The organism is Thalassobacter sp. (genome assembly GCF_982993085.1).
This window is the reverse complement of sequence record NZ_CEZFMW010000079.1, coordinates 1-16,773: the sequence shown is the minus strand read 5'-3', so window position 1 is coordinate 16,773 and position 16,773 is coordinate 1. Positions and strand designations below refer to the sequence as shown.

The following is a 16,773-nucleotide window of genomic DNA, read 5'->3' as shown; positions in this document are numbered from 1 at the left end:
GAAGAGATCCGCATCTGCGATCCGGCGGCGGGCTCGGGGCACATGCTGACCTATGCCTTTGACCTGCTCTACGCCATCTACGAGGAAGAGGGATATGACGCGACAGAGATCCCCGCGCTGATCCTGACGCACAACCTGACCGGGGTGGAGATTGACGACCGCGCGGGCGCGCTGGCCGCCTTTGCGCTGGCGATGAAGGCGGCGGCGCGGCTGGGGCGGCGGCGGTTCCTGCGGATGGGGGCGAAACCCGACATCTGCGTGTTGCAGAACGTGAGCTTTACGCCTGCCGAGATGCAGGACGTGGCCGCCGTGGTGGGCAAGGATCTGTTCACCGATGAGCTGCGCGAGACGCTGGGCCAGTTCGAGCAGGCCAAGAACTTCGGCTCGCTGATCGTGCCGAAACTGCGCGACCCGGCAGAGACGCTGCGGGTGGTCGCGGCGCGGGATTTCGGCGGCGACCTGCTGTTGAAAGACGTGCAGGCGCGCGTCATCGCCGTGCTGCGCATGGCCGAGGCGCTGTCGCCGAAGTATCATGTGGTGGTGGCCAACCCGCCGTATATGGGCGGGAAGGGAATGAATGGTAAACTCCAAGATTTCGCCAAAGACAAGTATCCCGACAGCAAGGCTGATCTTTTCGCAATGTTCATGGAGCGAACGCTAGCAATGTCGGTTCACAGTGGCATGATGGCGATGATTAACATGCAGTCATGGATGTTTCTCTCATCCTACGAAAATCTGCGCGGAAAACTGCTCTCTAATGCGACATTGCTGACGATGGCACATTTGGGCGAACGTGCCTTTGACACCATTGGCGGCGCTGTTGTGTCCACTACTTCATTTGTATTCCAAAATGCGCACCATGCTTCTTTGCAAGGTGCTTACATTAGCGTTGTAGACGGCGAATCTGAAGCCGAAAAAGCCGCGCTGATGATGGACGTAATCCAAGACCCGAACTGCGGATGGTATTATAAACTGTCGGCCATCGATTTTTCAAAGGTTCCTGGGGCTCCAATCATTTTTGCAAAAGGCGACAGTTTCCGCAATGCATACACCTTGGGTCAAACCCTGTCAGAAACGGCGGATATCAAGCAGGGACTGGCGACCTGCAACAATGATAAGTTCCTAAGACTTTGGAGTGAAGTTTCAATTTCCAAAGCGAATTTCAATTGCTCAAATCGTGCTGATACCAAATTCGGAAAAGACAAATGGTATCCTTACAACAAGGGTGGAGGTTATAGGAATTGGTTCGGAAACAACGAATATCTTGTCAATTGGGCTAATGATGGTGCGGAAATTCATGCATATTCCGGACTCCCGATGGATTATTCAGGCGCTCCGGTGCGAGCGAAGAAATATTATTTTAGAGCTGGTGTAACCTATGGCCTGATTTCCAGCTTCGGATTTAGTGCGCGATATGTGCCCAATGGATTTGTTTTTGATGTTGGTGGGTCAATGGTTTTTTCTGAAATTGCCTCGGAACGGATGACAGCCTACCTCTGCTCAAAGGTATCAAAAAACTACATCAAAGCACTTAACCCGACAATGAACTTTCAAGTAGGAGACGTGCAGCGACTGCCTGTGATAAATACAGCGTTGATGAATTCCAAATTAAGCACATTGGAGTGCGTTGAAAGCGCAAAATCCGACTGGGATGCCTACGAAACCTCTTGGGATTTCAGCACGCTCCCGCTGCTCTTGCCCGATCATCACGCCGAGACGCTGGAGGCCACCTACACCACCCTCCGCACCCATTGGCAGGGCATGACGGACGAGATGCAGCGGCTGGAGGAAGAGAACAACCGCATCTTCATCGACGCCTATGGTCTGCAGGACGAGCTGACCCCCGAGGTGCCGCTGAACGAGATCACCCTCACCTGCAACCCCGCCTATCGCTATGGCATCAAGAACGACGCCGACGCCAACGAGACCCGCCTGCGCGCCGACACCATGGCCGAGTTCCTCTCCTACGCCGTGGGCTGCATGTTCGGCCGCTACAGCCTCGATGAACCGGGCCTGATCCTCGCCAATCAGGGCGAGCGGCTGGAGGATTACCTCGCCCGCATCCCCGAGCCGCGCTTCATGCCCGACGAAGACAACGTCATCCCCGTGCTCGACGGCGACTGGTTCCCCGACGACATCACCGAGCGCTTCCGCCTGTTCCTGCGCGTCACCTTCGGCGAGGCGCATTTCCGCGAGAACCTGCGGTATATAGAGGACGCGCTCGGCAAGGACATCCGCAAATACTTCACCAAGGATTTCTACGCCGACCACGTGAAGCGCTACAAGAAGCGCCCGATCTACTGGATGGTCTCTTCCCCCAAAGGCACGTTCAACGCGCTGATCTACATGCATCGCTACCGGCCCGACACGGTGTCGGTGCTGCTCAACGACTATCTGCGCGAGTTCATCAGCAAGATTGAGGGCGAACGTGGGCGTCTGGAAAAGCTGTCCGATGACCCCAGTGCGAGCCAGGGCCAGCGCACCAAGGCGCTGAAAGACATGGCTGTGATCGCCAAACAGATCGACGAGCTGAACGAGTGGGAGCGCGATGTCGTCTTCCCGCTGGCCCAGGCCAAGATCGAGATCGATCTCGATGATGGTGTGAAGGCGAACTATCCAAAATTCGGCGCAGCGCTGAAGAAAATCACGGGGCTCAGCTGATGGACACGAACGCGCTCAAGAAATTTGCCCAAGCCGCCCGTAATTTGGCTGTAGATCAGGTTCGCTCCAAGCTTGACATTGTGATTGATCCGGCCTCGCCCGCGCGGCGGGAACACCTGCAGGCGATGAAAGAGCTCGACGCTGCGATCGCGCGGGATGGCAAGGCGCAGGTGATCGAGCAGGTGGCCTATACTTGGTTCAACCGCTTCACCGCGCTGCGCTTCATGGATGCGAATGGCTACACGACGGTCGGGGTCGTTTCGCCGGCTGAGGGTCAGACACGGCCCGAGATTTTGGCTGAGGCAATGGCAGGCAACCTGCCAGAGGGCGCGCCGGGTAGCATCGCTGCGCTGCTTGATGGCCGCACCCCATCGTCCGATCCGCAGGCTGAAGCCTATCGCCTCCTGCTCGTCCATAGCTGCAACCAGTGGCACGGCCCCATGCCGTTCCTGTTCGAGCAGATCGACGACTACACCGAACTGCTGATGCCCGAAGATCTGCTGTCGCAATCCTCCATCCTCGCCGAACTTCGCGAGGTCATGACCGAGGACGCCTGTCAGGATGTCGAGATCATCGGCTGGCTCTACCAGTTCTACATCTCGGAGAAGAAGGATCAGGTCTTCGCGGGCCTCAAGAAGAACCAGAAGATCACGGCCGAGAACATCCCGGCCGCGACGCAGCTCTTCACCCCGCACTGGATCGTCCGCTATCTGGTGGAGAACTCGCTGGGGCGGCTCTGGCTGCTGAACAATCCGGCAAGCGGGCTGGCGGCCAAGATGGACTACTACATCGCGCCGGAAGAGCCCGAGACGGATTTCCTGAAAATCACCAAGCCAGAAGAGATCCGCATCTGCGATCCCGCCGCCGGATCGGGCCACATGCTGACCTATGCCTTTGACCTGCTCTACGCCATCTACGAGGAAGAGGGATATGACGCGACAGAGATCCCCGCGCTGATCCTGACGCACAACCTGACCGGGGTGGAGATTGACGACCGCGCGGGCGCGCTGGCCGCCTTTGCGCTGGCGATGAAGGCGGCGGCGCGGCTGGGGCGGCGGCGGTTCCTGCGGATGGGGGCGAAACCCGACATCTGCGTGTTGCAGAACGTGAGCTTTACGCCTGCCGAGATGCAGGACGTGGCCGCCGTGGTGGGCAAGGATCTGTTCACCGATGAGCTGCGCGAGACGCTGGGCCAGTTCGAGCAGGCCAAGAACTTCGGCTCGCTGATCGTGCCGAAACTGCGCGACCCGGCAGAGACGCTGCGGGTGGTCGCGGCGCGGGATTTCGGCGGCGACCTGCTGTTGAAAGACGTGCAGGCGCGCGTCATCGCCGTGCTGCGCATGGCCGAGGCGCTGTCGCCGAAGTATCACGTGGTAGTGGCGAATCCGCCGTATATGGGCGGAAAAGGGATGAACGCTGAAATCGCGTCTTTCTTGAAAAGCGAATTCTCTGATGTTCGACACGATCTTTTCTCAGCCTTTATGGTTCGCAACACCTACCTTGCTTTGCCGAAAGCTCAGTTAGGGTTCATGACCCCATTTGTATGGATGTTTCTTTCATCTTACGAACTGCTGCGATCCTTTCTGCTCGATCACAAGACCCTTACAAGTTTGATCCAGCTCGAGTATTCGGGCTTTGATGGTGCTACCGTCCCAATTTGCGCGTTTACTGTTGAAAACTTCCACCGCCCTGACTTTTTTGGTGGCTATGTGAAGCTCTCTGAATTTCGCGGGGCGGCCCAACAAGGCCCACGCGCTCTTGAGGCGATTCAAGACACTTCGCTATCTTGGTTTCACCGCGCAAATACGCGGCAATTTGAGAAAATTCCTGGATACCCGATTTCCTTCTGGGTCAGCGATGAGTTTCGAGAACAGTTTGACGTCCTTCCCTCAATCGCAGAGGAATTTACTGCATGCCAAGGTCTGTCCACGGCGGACAACCCTCGCTTCGTCCGGAATTGGTTTGAGGTTGGGGGCTCGGATTTCAGCATGCCTGCCGCGAACTATTCGCCAGACCCAAACCTTCGATGGCACGCTTACAACAAAGGGGGTGACTTCAGGCGCTGGTATGGGAACTGCGAATTTGTTGTGGACTGGCGGCAAAATGGGGCCGCAATCAAATCTATCAAGCCCAAAAGTGTGGTCAGAAATGAGTCTCGCTATTATCAACCGAGTGTGTCTTGGTCTGACATTACTTCCTCAAAGTCGGCGTTCCGCCTATACGACGAAGGCTTTATTTTTGCCAACTCTGCGCACTCCGCATTTTCCAATGGGTCAGGAAACCTTTATCAAGCGGCTGCACTTTTGAATTCCAATGTAATTGATGGAATTATCAAGGCTATTAGCCCAACATTCCATTTCGACGTCGGATATTTCTCCAAACTACCATATGCTAATGTGCCTTCTGACGACAGAGTGGCGACGTTAAAGCAACTCTCCAAGGGCGACTGGGACGCCTTCGAAACCTCCTGGGATTTCACCACGCTCCCGCTGCTCCAGCCCGACCACCGCGCCGAGACGCTGGAGGGCACCTACACCACCCTCCGCACCCATTGGCAGTCCATGACGGACGAGATGCAGCAGCTGGAAGAAGAGAACAACCGCATCTTCATTGACGCCTATGGCCTGCAGGACGAGCTGACCCCCGAGGTGCCGATCGAGGAGATCACCCTCACCTGCAACCCCGCCTATCGTTATGGCATCAAGAACGACGCGGCGGCCAACGAGATCCGTCTGCGCGCAGACACCATAGCCGAGTTCCTCAGCTACGCCGTGGGCTGCATGTTCGGCCGCTACAGCCTCGACGCCCCTGGACTAATCCTCGCCAATCAGGGCGAGACACTGGCGGACTACCTCGCCCGCATTCCAGACCCTCAATTCATGCCGGACGAAGACAACGTCATCCCCGTGCTCGACGCCGACTGGTTCCCTGACGACATCACCGAACGCTTCCGCCTGTTCCTGCGCGTGACCTTCGGCGAGGATCATTTCCGCGAAAACCTGCGCTATATCGAGGACGCGCTTGGCAAGGACATACGCAAATACTTCACCAAGGATTTCTACGCCGATCACGTAAAACGCTACAAAAAACGCCCGATCTACTGGATGTTTTCCAGCCCCAAGGGCACGTTCAACGCGCTGATTTACATGCACCGCTATCAAAGCGACACCGTGTCGGTGCTGCTGAACGACTACCTGCGCGAATTCATCAGCAAACTTGAGGGCGAGCGTGGGCGGCTGGAAAAGCTGTCCGACGATCCGAGCGCCAGCCAAGGCCAGCGCACCAAGGCGCTAAAGGAGATGGCCGTTATCGCAAAACAGGTCGACGAGCTGAATGAATGGGAACGTGACGTCGTCTTCCCGCTCGCACAGGCCAAGATCGAGATCGACCTCGATGACGGGGTGAAGGCGAACTATCCCAAGTTCGGCGCTGCGTTGAAAAAGATCGTTGGGGTGAGCTGATGACCGATCGGATCACCGCCAGCCTCGAACGGCTTTTTGACGAGCATCGCATCGTCTTTTGGTATGACGCAGCACGAGACATGCGGGGAGAGTTCGATGCGGTCGATCTGGCTGGCGTGACCAAGGTGGAAATCGCCAACAACCAATTTGGACTGAAACATCAGATGCTGCGGCAGGAGCCCAGCGCGAAGTTTCTGGTGTTCCATGACGGGCCAGAGCCTGACAATGCAGCGAACTGGCTTTTGGACCTGCAGTTGGCAACGGCAGTTTTCAAGGCGGATCAAGCCGGCATCTGGCTGGGTGAGCTGGGCCTTCCGCCGCAGTTTGAAAGCGTCGTGCGCGACCATATGGAGTTCTACCGCTCTAAGGTGCGCGTGGCGGAGCTGAAACGGCTACTGCATGCGGCAGATACCCAGTCGCAGGTTCGGCTGCGCATGCTCGCCGTCTGCGCTGGTGCTGAGGGTGGGCTTGATACGGTGGTCGAGGCGCTCTTGGGTGAGTTGGCGGATGGCCGCGATGATGCCATGCGGCTCATCGAGCGGTCTGGCCTGACTGAGGTTTTCTGGAAGCAGGTTGGTAATGCCTATGGCTATCAGCCAGACCAGCCCGATCTTGAAGACTTCGCGATCGCGCTCTTCCAGTCGGCTTATATGCGGGCGCTGGGCGAAGACGGTAAGCTGAGCGCTGAGGCACTTCTGGTCTTCCGGCGCTGGAAGAACAACCGCCACTGGGAACAGGCGTTCGAGACGCTTGCTGCACGCTATCAGGCCTTGCTGAAGATCCCAGAAGACTTGTCCAAGCGCGACTTCCGCACGGTCATGGCCGTCGACCATTTCGAGGAAATCGATCGCCACATCATCCGGCAGCTCGTGCATGCGATGTCCACCCAAACCGTCAGCGCGTCCGAGGTTCTGAAGTGGGTGCGTGAGCGCCGGCAGAGCCATTGGTATGACACATACCAAGACATCTATCAGGCAATCGGCTTTGCCACTGAATTCCAGCAGGCGCTGGCCGAGGCTAATCTGGGGATGACGAGCCCTGCCGAAGGGGTGAAGCGCTATGTCAGCAGCTGGTACAAGCTCGACCAGCTTTATCGCAAATTCATCTACCATATGCAGCGCAGTGGTCATGCCTCGCTGCTCTCGGAACTCTACGAGGCAGTTGAGAATCGATACACTAATAGCTTCCTCTTGAAGCTGAATGACGCCTGGCAGGATCAAGTGGCCGGACTGACCGATTGGGCAATTCCCGGATACGCACGCCAGAGCGCCTTCTACGTCGAACAGGCCGCAGAGTTCCGTCGTCGCGATCAGAAGGTCGTGGTTATTATCTCGGATGCCCTGCGCTTTGAGGTGGCCGAGGAATGCCTACGCCGCATCCGGGCGCTGAACCGGTTTGATGCGGAGCTGAAGCCCATGATCAGTGCGCTCCCCAGCTATACACAGCTTGGGATGGCGGCACTTTTGCCGAACCGGGAACTGTCTTTCGCAACTGACGGCAGCGGATCGGTTCTTTCGGGGGGCGAGAGCACACAAGGTCTCGCCGCGCGCGAGAAGCTATTGGCAACAGGACGTGCAGGCGACCGCGCGAAGGCTCTGTCCGCACGCGATGTGCTCGATATGCGGGTCGATGAGGGCAAAGAGCTCTTCCGCGACAATGACGTGGTCTACATCTATCACAACCTGATCGATGCGATTGGCGACAAGCTGCAGACCGAGGATCAACTGCCCAAGGCGGCAGAAGATGCGATCGAAGAGCTGACCAAGCTCGTTCGAAAACTGACGTCGGCGAATTTCTCGAACATCCTGATCACGGCAGATCACGGTTTCCTTTACCAGCACCGATCGCTTGATGAGAGCGACTTCGCTGTCGCTGATCCCAAGGGCGACGAAATCCTGCTGCGCAATCGCCGCTTTGTCATCGGTCGTGGCCTTGATGAAACCGCGGGCATGAAGAAGTTCAGCTCGGCGAACTTGGGCCTGGCGGGAGACCTCGATGTCCTGATCCCGAACTCGATCAACCGTCTGCGGGTCAAAGGGGCAGGGAGCCGGTTTGTGCACGGCGGTGCGTCGCTGCAAGAAATCGTCATTCCCGTCCTCCGTGTTGGAAAACAGCGCGAGGCGGATGTGAACCAAGTTGAGGTGCAGATTATCGTGTCAGGCCGCAGCCAGATTACGTCTGGGCAAACGGCAGTTGTTTTCTATCAAACGCAACCGGTGTCCGCAAAAGTGCAAGCGCGCGAGTTAGTCGCCGGGATCTATGCAGCCGACGACACGCTGATTTCAGACGAGCATGTTCTGCAGTTCGATTTTACGTCGAACAATGCTCGTGAGCGCGAAATGCCCCGGAAGTTCCTGCTGTCGCGTGAGGCGGACAAATTCAACAACCAAGACGTATTCCTTAAGTTGCGTCAGCCATATGGCAAAACGAGCCGCTTTGAGGACTACACAAGCCACCGCTTCCAGCTGAAACGTGGCATCACAACAGATTTTGACTTTTGAGGAGTGGGCCCATGAGTGATCTCGACGCCAGGATCAACGAACATTTCGCGGGCTTTGTCGTGCGCAAGGACCTGGTGAAGGCGGTCAAGGGCAACGCTATCGTTCCGACCTATGTGCTCGAGTATCTCTTGGGTCAGTATTGCGCCACCGACGACGAGGCGTCGATCGCGACTGGCATCGAGACCGTCAAGGAAATCCTGCGCAAGCATTATGTCCACCGCAGCGAAGCAGGGCTCATTCAGTCGACGATCAAGGAAAAGGGTCGCTACAAGGTCATCGACCAGATCAGCGTGTCGTTGAATGAGAAGACCGACAGCTACGAGGCTACTTTCGACAACCTCGGCATCAAGAAGGTCGCGGTCGATAGTGGCACGATCAAGGCACACCCAAAGCTACTCGTGACGGGCGTCTGGTGCATCGCGGATGTGCAATACGAGTTCTCGGAAGATGCGCGCATCTCGCCGTGGATCCTCGAGACCATCAAGCCCATTCAGATCGCCAAAGTCGACTATGAGGGCTACCGTGAGGCACGGGACAATTTCAGCACGGACGATTGGATCGATCTTCTAATGCAGAGCATCGGATTCAATCCGGAGGCTTTTGGGCGTCGGGCGAAGCTCTTGCAGTTGATGCGCCTGATCCCCTTCGTGGAACGGAACTATAATATCATTGAGCTTGGCCCCAAGGGGACGGGCAAGTCGCACATTTATTCGGAGTTCTCGCCGCACGGTCAGCTGATCTCGGGTGGCGAGGTGACGATCCCGAAACTCTTCGTGAACAACTCAAACGGGCGCATTGGCCTTGTCGGCTACTGGGATGTCGTGGCTTTCGACGAGTTCGCCGGCCGGGAAAAGACAGCCAATAAAGCGCTCGTCGACATCATGAAAAACTATATGGCCAACAAGACCTTCTCGCGGGGCGTGAATCCGATGGGGGCTGAGGCCAGTTTTGCGTTTGTCGGCAACACCGACCACAACGTGCCATTCATGCTGAAGAACAGCGACCTCTTTGAGGCTCTGCCGCCGCAATTCCACGACTCAGCCTTCATCGATCGTCTGCATGCCTATCTGCCCGGCTGGGAAATCGATGTGATCCGCGGCGAGATGTTCACAAGCGGCTATGGTTTTATTGTAGATTATCTCGCTGAAATGTTGCGCCATCTGCGTCAGGAAGATTTCTCCAACCGGCCGGATCAGCATTTCAAGATCAGCGAGAAGATTTCAACGCGTGATAGGGATGCGATTTATAAGACCATGTCTGGCCTTCTGAAGCTGATCTTCCCGAATGGCGGTGAGACGGCGGAAGATGTTGAAGAACTGATGCGGCTTGCCATGGAAAGCCGCAAGCGGGTTAAAGATCAGCTTGCACGGATCGATAGCACATATCCTGAGGTCGATTTCCACTACCTCGGTACGGATGGGGCCAAGCGCCGCGTGACCACGGTTGAGGAGGAAGAATATCCGCAATTCTATCACCTTAAGCCTGCGCTGGACCCCAAGGAACAGGAACAGTCAGAAACGTCGTCTGGTGTTGATGAACCCACATCTGCGGGTGACGAAGATGCATCCACTTCTGGGCCTGCATCGGAGGCTGGGCGCCCTATCAAAGCAGAGGCAAAGCCTGTTCTCGAAGAAGGCCATCATGTCTTCACCGAGGATCGCAAAGGGATCAGCTACGATCGGCTATTTGGTCCTTACATCGAAGGCGCGGCAAAGATCATCGTGACAGACCCCTATGTTCGATACTTCTATCAAATCCGGAACATGATGGAATTCGTTGAAATGGTAATTCGGCGGAAATCGCCAGAGGATCAGGTCAGCGTTCATCTCGTGACTGGGCCGGATGATGGTAACGTTAGCAAACAACGCGAGCTGTTGGATTCAATCTTGGACGCCTGTGTCGGTTCTGGTGTTGAGTTTACTTGGGCTTTTGATGGTACGGGTACAGCGCATGCGCGCGACATCGTCACCGATACTGGGTGGAAGATCGTGCTTGATCGCGGCCTCGATATTTTTCAGGCACCTATCAAAAAGGACGGGTTTTCGCTCAGTGATCGGTTGCAGGAGCACCGCATCATCAAGGGCTTTTATGTTACCTACGTTCGCGCTGAGCAGGGGTAAGACGCATGTTCCGCATCGATAAAGACGACAACTCGATCAAGCCGCTCAAGGCCCGCAGCTTTTCCGAATTGGGTTTTAAGGAGCGTCAGCACCTGCAGGAGTGGATCGCCAAGTATCCATCTTGTCTGGGTGAGGACCTGTTGATCATCCAGAAGGAATTCGCGGGTTTTTCCGATACGCAGGAGCGCCTCGACCTTCTTGCTCTGGATAAGAAGGGCCGCTTGGTCATCATCGAGAACAAGCTCGACGATACCGGCAAGGACGTCACTTGGCAGGCCATGAAATACGCGTCCTACTGCGCGAGCCTTAAGACCGAAAGCATCTGTGGCATTTATCAGGATCACCTGACCAAGACTGGCCAGCCCGGTACGGCGAGCGAGCTGATTGCCGATTTTCTGGAAGTGGCCGACTTGTCGGAGGTAACCCTCAATCGCGGCGTGTCACAGCGGATCATGCTGATCGCTGCGAACTTTCGCAAAGAGGTGACCTCGACCGTTCTGTGGCTGATGAACTTCAAGCTCCAGGTTCAGTGCTTCAAGGTTACGCCTTGGTCAATGGCAGACGATCTTTTCCTAAACGTTGAGCAGATTATCTCCGTGAGGGACACGCAGGACTTCGTGATTGGCCTGGCTGACAAGGCTCAGGACGAAGTGCAAACCTCTTCTGCGGAAGCCGCCCGGAACACAATACGGCGCGAGTTCTGGGGCGAAGTGATCCGCGTAATGCAGACCAAATCACGCCTATACGACAATATTTCCGCGGGGGTCGCCAATTGGATCGGTGCGGGGTCTGGCATGCGCGGCGTTGGCTTCAATTTCGCCGCGGCGGGCAAGTACGGGCGCGCGGAGATTTATATCGATCGGGGTGAGCAGGCCGAGAACAAGTATATCTTCGATCAGCTTTTGGCCCAACGCCAGGTCCTTGAGGCCACGTTTGGTGGACCTATGGAATGGGAGCGCCTGGATCATAGGCGCGCATGTCGGATCAAATGTGAGACAGAGGCTGATATGTTCAAACGTGAAGATTGGCCACGCATGATTGATTTCATGACCAACGCTATGGTGCGCATGGAAAAGACTTTTGGAGAGACGATACAAAAATTAAATGTGGACATCCGTTCACAAACATTTGAGCCGGAGCAAGGGGAGGCCGATCTGTGATCGGCTTGGGCAAGAAAGACGACGACGGCAAACAAGTGCGTATTGAACATCGAGGCGAATACACGCGAGCCTCTCGGACAGGTGGTGTTGCAGTCCGCGCGGAGAAGAAGATTGGCTCCGTCAACGTTACGGCCAACTCTTCAAAGGGGGTGCGGGCGTCTACACGAATTGCAAATGGCACGCGTGTCGCACTGCAAAATGGGCGGGTCCAGCTCATCGGCCGTTGGCGTGCAGGTCCCTTCGGCTTCAATCTGTCTAAGACCGGCGTTAGCGCTTCTATCAAAAATAAGGCGGGCACATTTAATTTTTTGAAGCCGCAATACTCATCTTTTAAGCTTGCGGGGGTCCAGTTACGCGGCAAAAAAGCGGCTCAGCTACAGGTAATTTACATGCTGATTATGGCAGCTGTTTTTTTGGTTGCCGTGATAGCGAGGGCCTCCGTGTTTGTGTTTTGGCTTGCAATCTTGCCTGTCCTAGTCGTTTGGGACATCCTTGTTGGCTTTGTGCGGGGACTGCGCTTGCAATAGTGGCCTATGCTCCCCAGGCGGCCGCCCAAGATTGTATCAATCTGATCGCTTGATCTCCACCACCACCATCCCCGTCAGATGCCACACCGCCGCCATCGAGATCCCCATATTAAAAGCAAACTCGTTGGCGCAGCTCTGCTTGAAAAAGTCTCCCTCCAGGAACATGCAGGATCCCTTGCAGAGCTGAACGACCGGGCATTTTATGCATTCCTCGCGGAAGGCAAAATGGGTGGCCGTATCGAGCGCGATGTCCTCAAACGCCTCGACATGTCCGATCTTGTGCGCGCCCTTCGCCCCGGTGTTTTGGCAGGTCATGACGTTGCCGCGGAGATCGACGGCGATGGTATCTTCTCGGTCCATCCCGCACTTTTGCCCTAACGCCTCAATGGGCCTTTGCCGCTGGATCGAGGAGTAGAATTCATCAATGCGCTCTCCGAGGCCGAAGGCGTTCGGGTCCTCAACGAGGGCTTCAAAGATCGACCGTGTGAGACTGTTCAGTTCTGCGGGCACAAAGCGCCCTGTGCCTAAAGCGGTCGCGGCATCATAGACATTCACGACGCCCTCGAGCCCGACGAAGATGTCAGGTCCGACGTTGTCAGCGAACCATGCCTTCAGCGCCTGTAGATCATGATGCTCGCGCGTCAGCACGGCGTTGAACCCGACCTTGTCTGCGCGCTCAGCTAGCAGGGTTTCGATCCATTCACGCTTGTCGGGATCATCAAGCGGATCTGGCCCACGTAAATGCTGCCCTGGCCCATCGTGGCTGATCGTGATCGCAATGTCGTGTGCTGCAATGAATTCCAGCTTTTCGCGGTTGAGCAGCGATCCATTGGTGATAATCGAGAAGAGAACACCCGGAAAGCGTTCCGCCAATGCAGCGACCAAGCGCTTGATCTTGGCCCAGTAGAGAAACGGCTCGCCGCCCCAAATCTCAATACGTTCAGGGGCTTGCGCGATCCAGCCATCAAGCTGGGTCAAGAAGTGCTCGACATCTGCCAGCTTCGAGACCGTCGCATCCGCAATCTGGAATGCTTGGTTGCAGTAGCTACAGGCATAATTGCACGAGAGGCCAAGTTGGATTTTCAAAACACGCGGCGCGCGGGATTTGCCCAGAGGCTGGTCTTTTGAGACACGCGGGACGGGGTCAAACACGCCAGGCTCCACGGGCAGAGCCAGGCCCTCACATTCGGAGGTATGCGGATTGTAGCGCAGGGTGTGCTGGGCACCGTCTCGGGCCTCAAGGGTGAGATCAAACCACATCAGTCAAAAAGCCTTTCTTCAAGCGCGTCGGGCAGGGTGACGCGGAAGTTCGCGACAATCTGCACGTGGGGCGTGCTCCCCTGATAGGGGTGCTGGTTATGGGGAACGTGGGATGGAAAGAAGACCGAGAGCCCAGGCCGCGGGTTGACCGAGAAGCCATGCCTGCTCTCAAAGGGCAGCCGGCCTTCGTCAAAGTAGCGCGAGGGGTCCTCGATCACAAAGCGCGGGTTGCCTACGCTGTTCACCGGCTGCCCCGCACCCCCTCCTGTCAGGAAGTGCACGCAAGTGAGATCGCCTTCGCGGCTGTCCTTGTGGGTCGAGATAAAGCCACCAGGGGCGATGACCAAGGCACGGTTTTCGCAATGGTCGGGGTGGAGGTATATGGCCCAATCACCAAGCACCGCCCGCGCGCATGCGAACAGATGGGCTTTCAGGGCCTGACCAGCATCGCTCCGCTCCAAGATCCCACGCACCCGCCGCTTGGATGCACTAAGCGCGTCTGTCGTCTCCAGCCCCCCCACCGTGGCGATTGCCTCCTCCGCCAACTGGCGATTGACGTCCCACTCCACGGGCGTTTCAAAAAACAGGGCCCGTGTCGGCCAGAGGTCGAGGTGTGTTTTGCGCACCTCCATGCTCAGCACCGGCAATTGCAGTTGCAGTTGAAGCTGTAGCGGTTGGCTGTAATAGTCACCGCCCCAGAAGAGCCTCCGCCTGAGAGGCTGTGGACCGTGCAGTTGGCGACGCAATTACAATTGCCGCCATGCTGATAAATAACGCGTGGCCAAACTGACCCTCCAGATGTTGGGCTGCCGTTGTTCACTGTCACCGACGTGACATCCCCCGCTCCAATGGCAGGCTTATTGGCAATTCGGGACCAATCCACGGTGCCGCTGTCGCTAATGACAATGGTTGAGCCGACTTTATAGGCCATGGGGGCCTCCTTGCGTTTGATGGGCCAGGATCTCGGTGAGCCCCGCCTTGCAGTGAGAATTGGGAAGATCGAGGCAACAAAGGACCGGAATGCACATCCGCTCCTCGCCCTCAAAATAGGTGCTGTCATGGGGCACATGGCCCTCAAAGACGATCATGGAACCTGTGCGCGGCTCGACTGCGTACCAGCCGCCGACATAGGCGTCGGGGTTGTTGCAGGGCCAGAGCCGCTTGCCGACGTTTGCGGGATCGTAGAAGCGTACCGCCCCGCGATGCAGGGACGTGTCAGGACAGTCCATATCCAATGTGACCCGCGGATAGTACGTACACACGATGTCGGTCTGGATATGGGTGTGGGTGTTGATGCCAACGTTCTCGCGCTGGTCGCGCCGTTGCCAGAACGTGTCGGACATCATGGCGATTTCGCCTTCATGCGCATAACCATAGGCCAGCTGCAGATATTCGCGCACAGCCGCAGCTACCATTTCTGCCAGAGCCGCTACTTCCGGGCCTTTACGGTCCATCAGGAAGTTGTGGCGCAGATGCCCGAGGTGATTGGTTTGATCGCCCACATTACGCGCATCACCGTCCTCACTGATCCGATTGGCCACCGCATCCTCCGCGGCCAGCGCAAACAGTCGGTCGTTGAACCCTTCTGGCATGTCCCAATGCTTGTGCATCACGAAGGCGGGATAGATCATCTGCATCTCTGTGGTGGTGGCAATCTCCATCACACGACCTCCACCATGATCTTGCCGATGGCGGTGTAATGCTCGGTGTTGATCTTCACCGCGATCCGATCGCCAGGGCTGAGGCCAAGTGCTTCAATGGCAAAGCTGCCCAGACCATTTTCATCCGTGGTCAACCGCCGTTTCGGCAGATATCCGGCGTCACTCTCGAGCTTGAGGGTCAGGGCATGAGCACAAGGCGTATCATTCCCATTCCACTTCAACGCTACCGGTACATCAACCCGCCCTCCCGCGGGCACGGTCATCGTCTCGGTCGCCATCGCGTGGAAGTAAAACTGCTTGAACCAAACCCCATCATTCGGGATCGTCGCATCATCAATGCGCCCGGCGACTGAGGTCCCGTTGAGCAAGATAGGGTCTTGGTCGCACAAGAGCTCCACCCGGGCCCCAGAGAGCGGCCCTGCAATCGGCATAAAGATGACGAGGGCGTTTGAGGCTTGGGTGCGGGCCCGGTGCCGGAAGGAATAGTCCACCTTTTCGCGCGCAGATTGGGCAAAGCGGTTGCGCCACGGCAAAGGAAAGCCGTTGTTGTCGGTCATAATGTCGATCAGAGCGTAGTCGGTCAGCTCATCGTGCCCGACCATGCCGTCGAGAAAGAAGTAGGAGCGGCCTTTGTAGACCGCGCCATGGGGGCACCCAGGCAGATCTCGCACAAAGACGCCGTTGCCTTCGAGATCGACAAAGCCGGCCTTGTTGAAGGTATCTTGTGGTTCCTCAAGAGCAGCTTTCAGGTCTTCCCAAGTAACCTCGCCGATATAGTCAGGCGCGATCTGTCCTTCTTGGCATGGCTCAAAAACAGCGATGCCGGCGTAGGTGTCCTGAACGTCTACGGCGTAATGGAGCCGCGCGGTGGTGTTGTAGATAACGTGCAATCCGGTTTCGATCATTGGTCTTTGCCTTTCAGCTGCGCGACCTCGGCTGAGAGGTCTTTGATGGCCTCAACGAGAAGGCCCACGAGATTGCCGTAAGCTAGACGAAGAATGCCATCGGCCTCGATAACGGCTTCTGGGGCTACCGCTTGGACATCCTGAGCGATCAGGCCCATTTCGCGGCTTCCGCCCTCGATCATGTTGTAGGTAACGCCTGTAAGAGCCTGCACCTTTTGAAGCGCGTCAGAGATTGGCGTGACGTTTGTTTTCAGGCGCGCGTCGGAGGACGACACGAAGTTCGGGGCCGTTACGGTGCCGGAAAAAGTGGCGCCTGAGAGCCGCGCAAAGGCACTGGCGTGACTGCCATCCAAGAGGTCCGCATTGATCCCAGAGCCAGAGCCATCTACGGTTTTGAGCTTGTCCCGTACTTGGGTGGCGGTATCAGACGATCCGTTTGCACCAGCAGGGCCTTGAGGACCGACCGGGCCGGTCGCACCAGTTGCTCCTGTAAGCCCTCGCGCGCCCGTTGGTCCGG

11 protein-coding genes are annotated in these 16,773 nt (G+C 56.8%); 6 read left to right on the top strand and 5 right to left on the bottom strand.

The window, feature by feature from the left end:
• The 6 genes from pglX (AC4GMC_RS12395) to AC4GMC_RS12370 all read left to right on the top strand — a co-directional run.
• Positions 1–2,661, top strand: a 2,661-nt coding sequence (gene pglX, locus AC4GMC_RS12395) for a BREX-1 system adenine-specific DNA-methyltransferase PglX (protein ID WP_490391457.1), incomplete at its 5' end; no start/stop codon positions are given.
• Positions 2,661–6,122: a BREX-1 system adenine-specific DNA-methyltransferase PglX gene (gene pglX, locus AC4GMC_RS12390; RefSeq protein WP_488082398.1), complete on the top strand. Its 3,462-nt coding sequence runs from the start codon at positions 2,661–2,663 to the stop codon at positions 6,120–6,122. The genes pglX (AC4GMC_RS12395) and pglX (AC4GMC_RS12390), both read left to right, overlap by 1 nt.
• Positions 6,122–8,623: a BREX-1 system phosphatase PglZ type A gene (gene pglZ / locus AC4GMC_RS12385; RefSeq protein ID WP_487884475.1), complete on the top strand. Its 2,502-nt coding sequence runs from the start codon at positions 6,122–6,124 to the stop codon at positions 8,621–8,623. The genes pglX (AC4GMC_RS12390) and pglZ overlap by 1 nt, the downstream gene beginning before the upstream one ends.
• Before the next feature lie 11 nt (positions 8,624–8,634).
• Positions 8,635–10,743 (top strand): BREX system Lon protease-like protein BrxL, encoded by a 2,109-nt coding sequence (brxL, locus tag AC4GMC_RS12380; protein ID WP_487880296.1) that lies wholly within the window; start codon positions 8,635–8,637, stop codon positions 10,741–10,743.
• Positions 10,744–10,748: 5 nt separating this feature from the next.
• Complete coding sequence (locus AC4GMC_RS12375) at positions 10,749–11,903, top strand: DUF4268 domain-containing protein (protein ID WP_487877425.1); 1,155 nt, start codon at positions 10,749–10,751, stop codon at positions 11,901–11,903.
• Positions 11,900–12,430 carry a hypothetical protein gene (locus tag AC4GMC_RS12370; protein ID WP_488047619.1) on the top strand — a complete coding sequence of 177 codons (531 nt, stop codon included), beginning with the start codon at positions 11,900–11,902 and terminating at the stop codon, positions 12,428–12,430. The genes AC4GMC_RS12375 and AC4GMC_RS12370 overlap by 4 nt, the downstream gene beginning before the upstream one ends.
• Before the next feature lie 36 nt (positions 12,431–12,466).
• Here AC4GMC_RS12370 and AC4GMC_RS12365 read toward each other — a convergent pair whose 3' ends face one another.
• The 5 genes from AC4GMC_RS12365 to AC4GMC_RS12345 form a co-directional block, all read right to left on the bottom strand.
• Positions 12,467–13,690 carry a radical SAM protein gene (locus AC4GMC_RS12365; protein WP_487878267.1) on the bottom strand — a complete coding sequence of 408 codons (1,224 nt, stop codon included), beginning with the start codon at positions 13,688–13,690 and terminating at the stop codon, positions 12,467–12,469.
• Entirely contained in the window at positions 13,690–14,436 is a 747-nt protein-coding gene (locus AC4GMC_RS12360; RefSeq protein ID WP_487878266.1) for a hypothetical protein, read from the bottom strand. Before AC4GMC_RS12360 ends, AC4GMC_RS12365 begins: the two co-directional genes overlap by 1 nt.
• A gap of 174 nt (positions 14,437–14,610) precedes the next feature.
• Positions 14,611–15,351, bottom strand: a complete 741-nt coding sequence (locus AC4GMC_RS12355) for a hypothetical protein (RefSeq protein ID WP_487878265.1) — start codon at positions 15,349–15,351, stop codon at positions 14,611–14,613.
• Positions 15,351–16,256: a hypothetical protein gene (locus AC4GMC_RS12350; RefSeq protein WP_487878264.1), complete on the bottom strand. Its 906-nt coding sequence runs from the start codon at positions 16,254–16,256 to the stop codon at positions 15,351–15,353. The genes AC4GMC_RS12355 and AC4GMC_RS12350 overlap by 1 nt, the downstream gene beginning before the upstream one ends.
• Positions 16,253–16,773, bottom strand: a 521-nt coding sequence (locus AC4GMC_RS12345; RefSeq protein ID WP_490391456.1) for a tail fiber domain-containing protein, incomplete at its 5' end; no start/stop codon positions are given. The genes AC4GMC_RS12350 and AC4GMC_RS12345, both read right to left, overlap by 4 nt.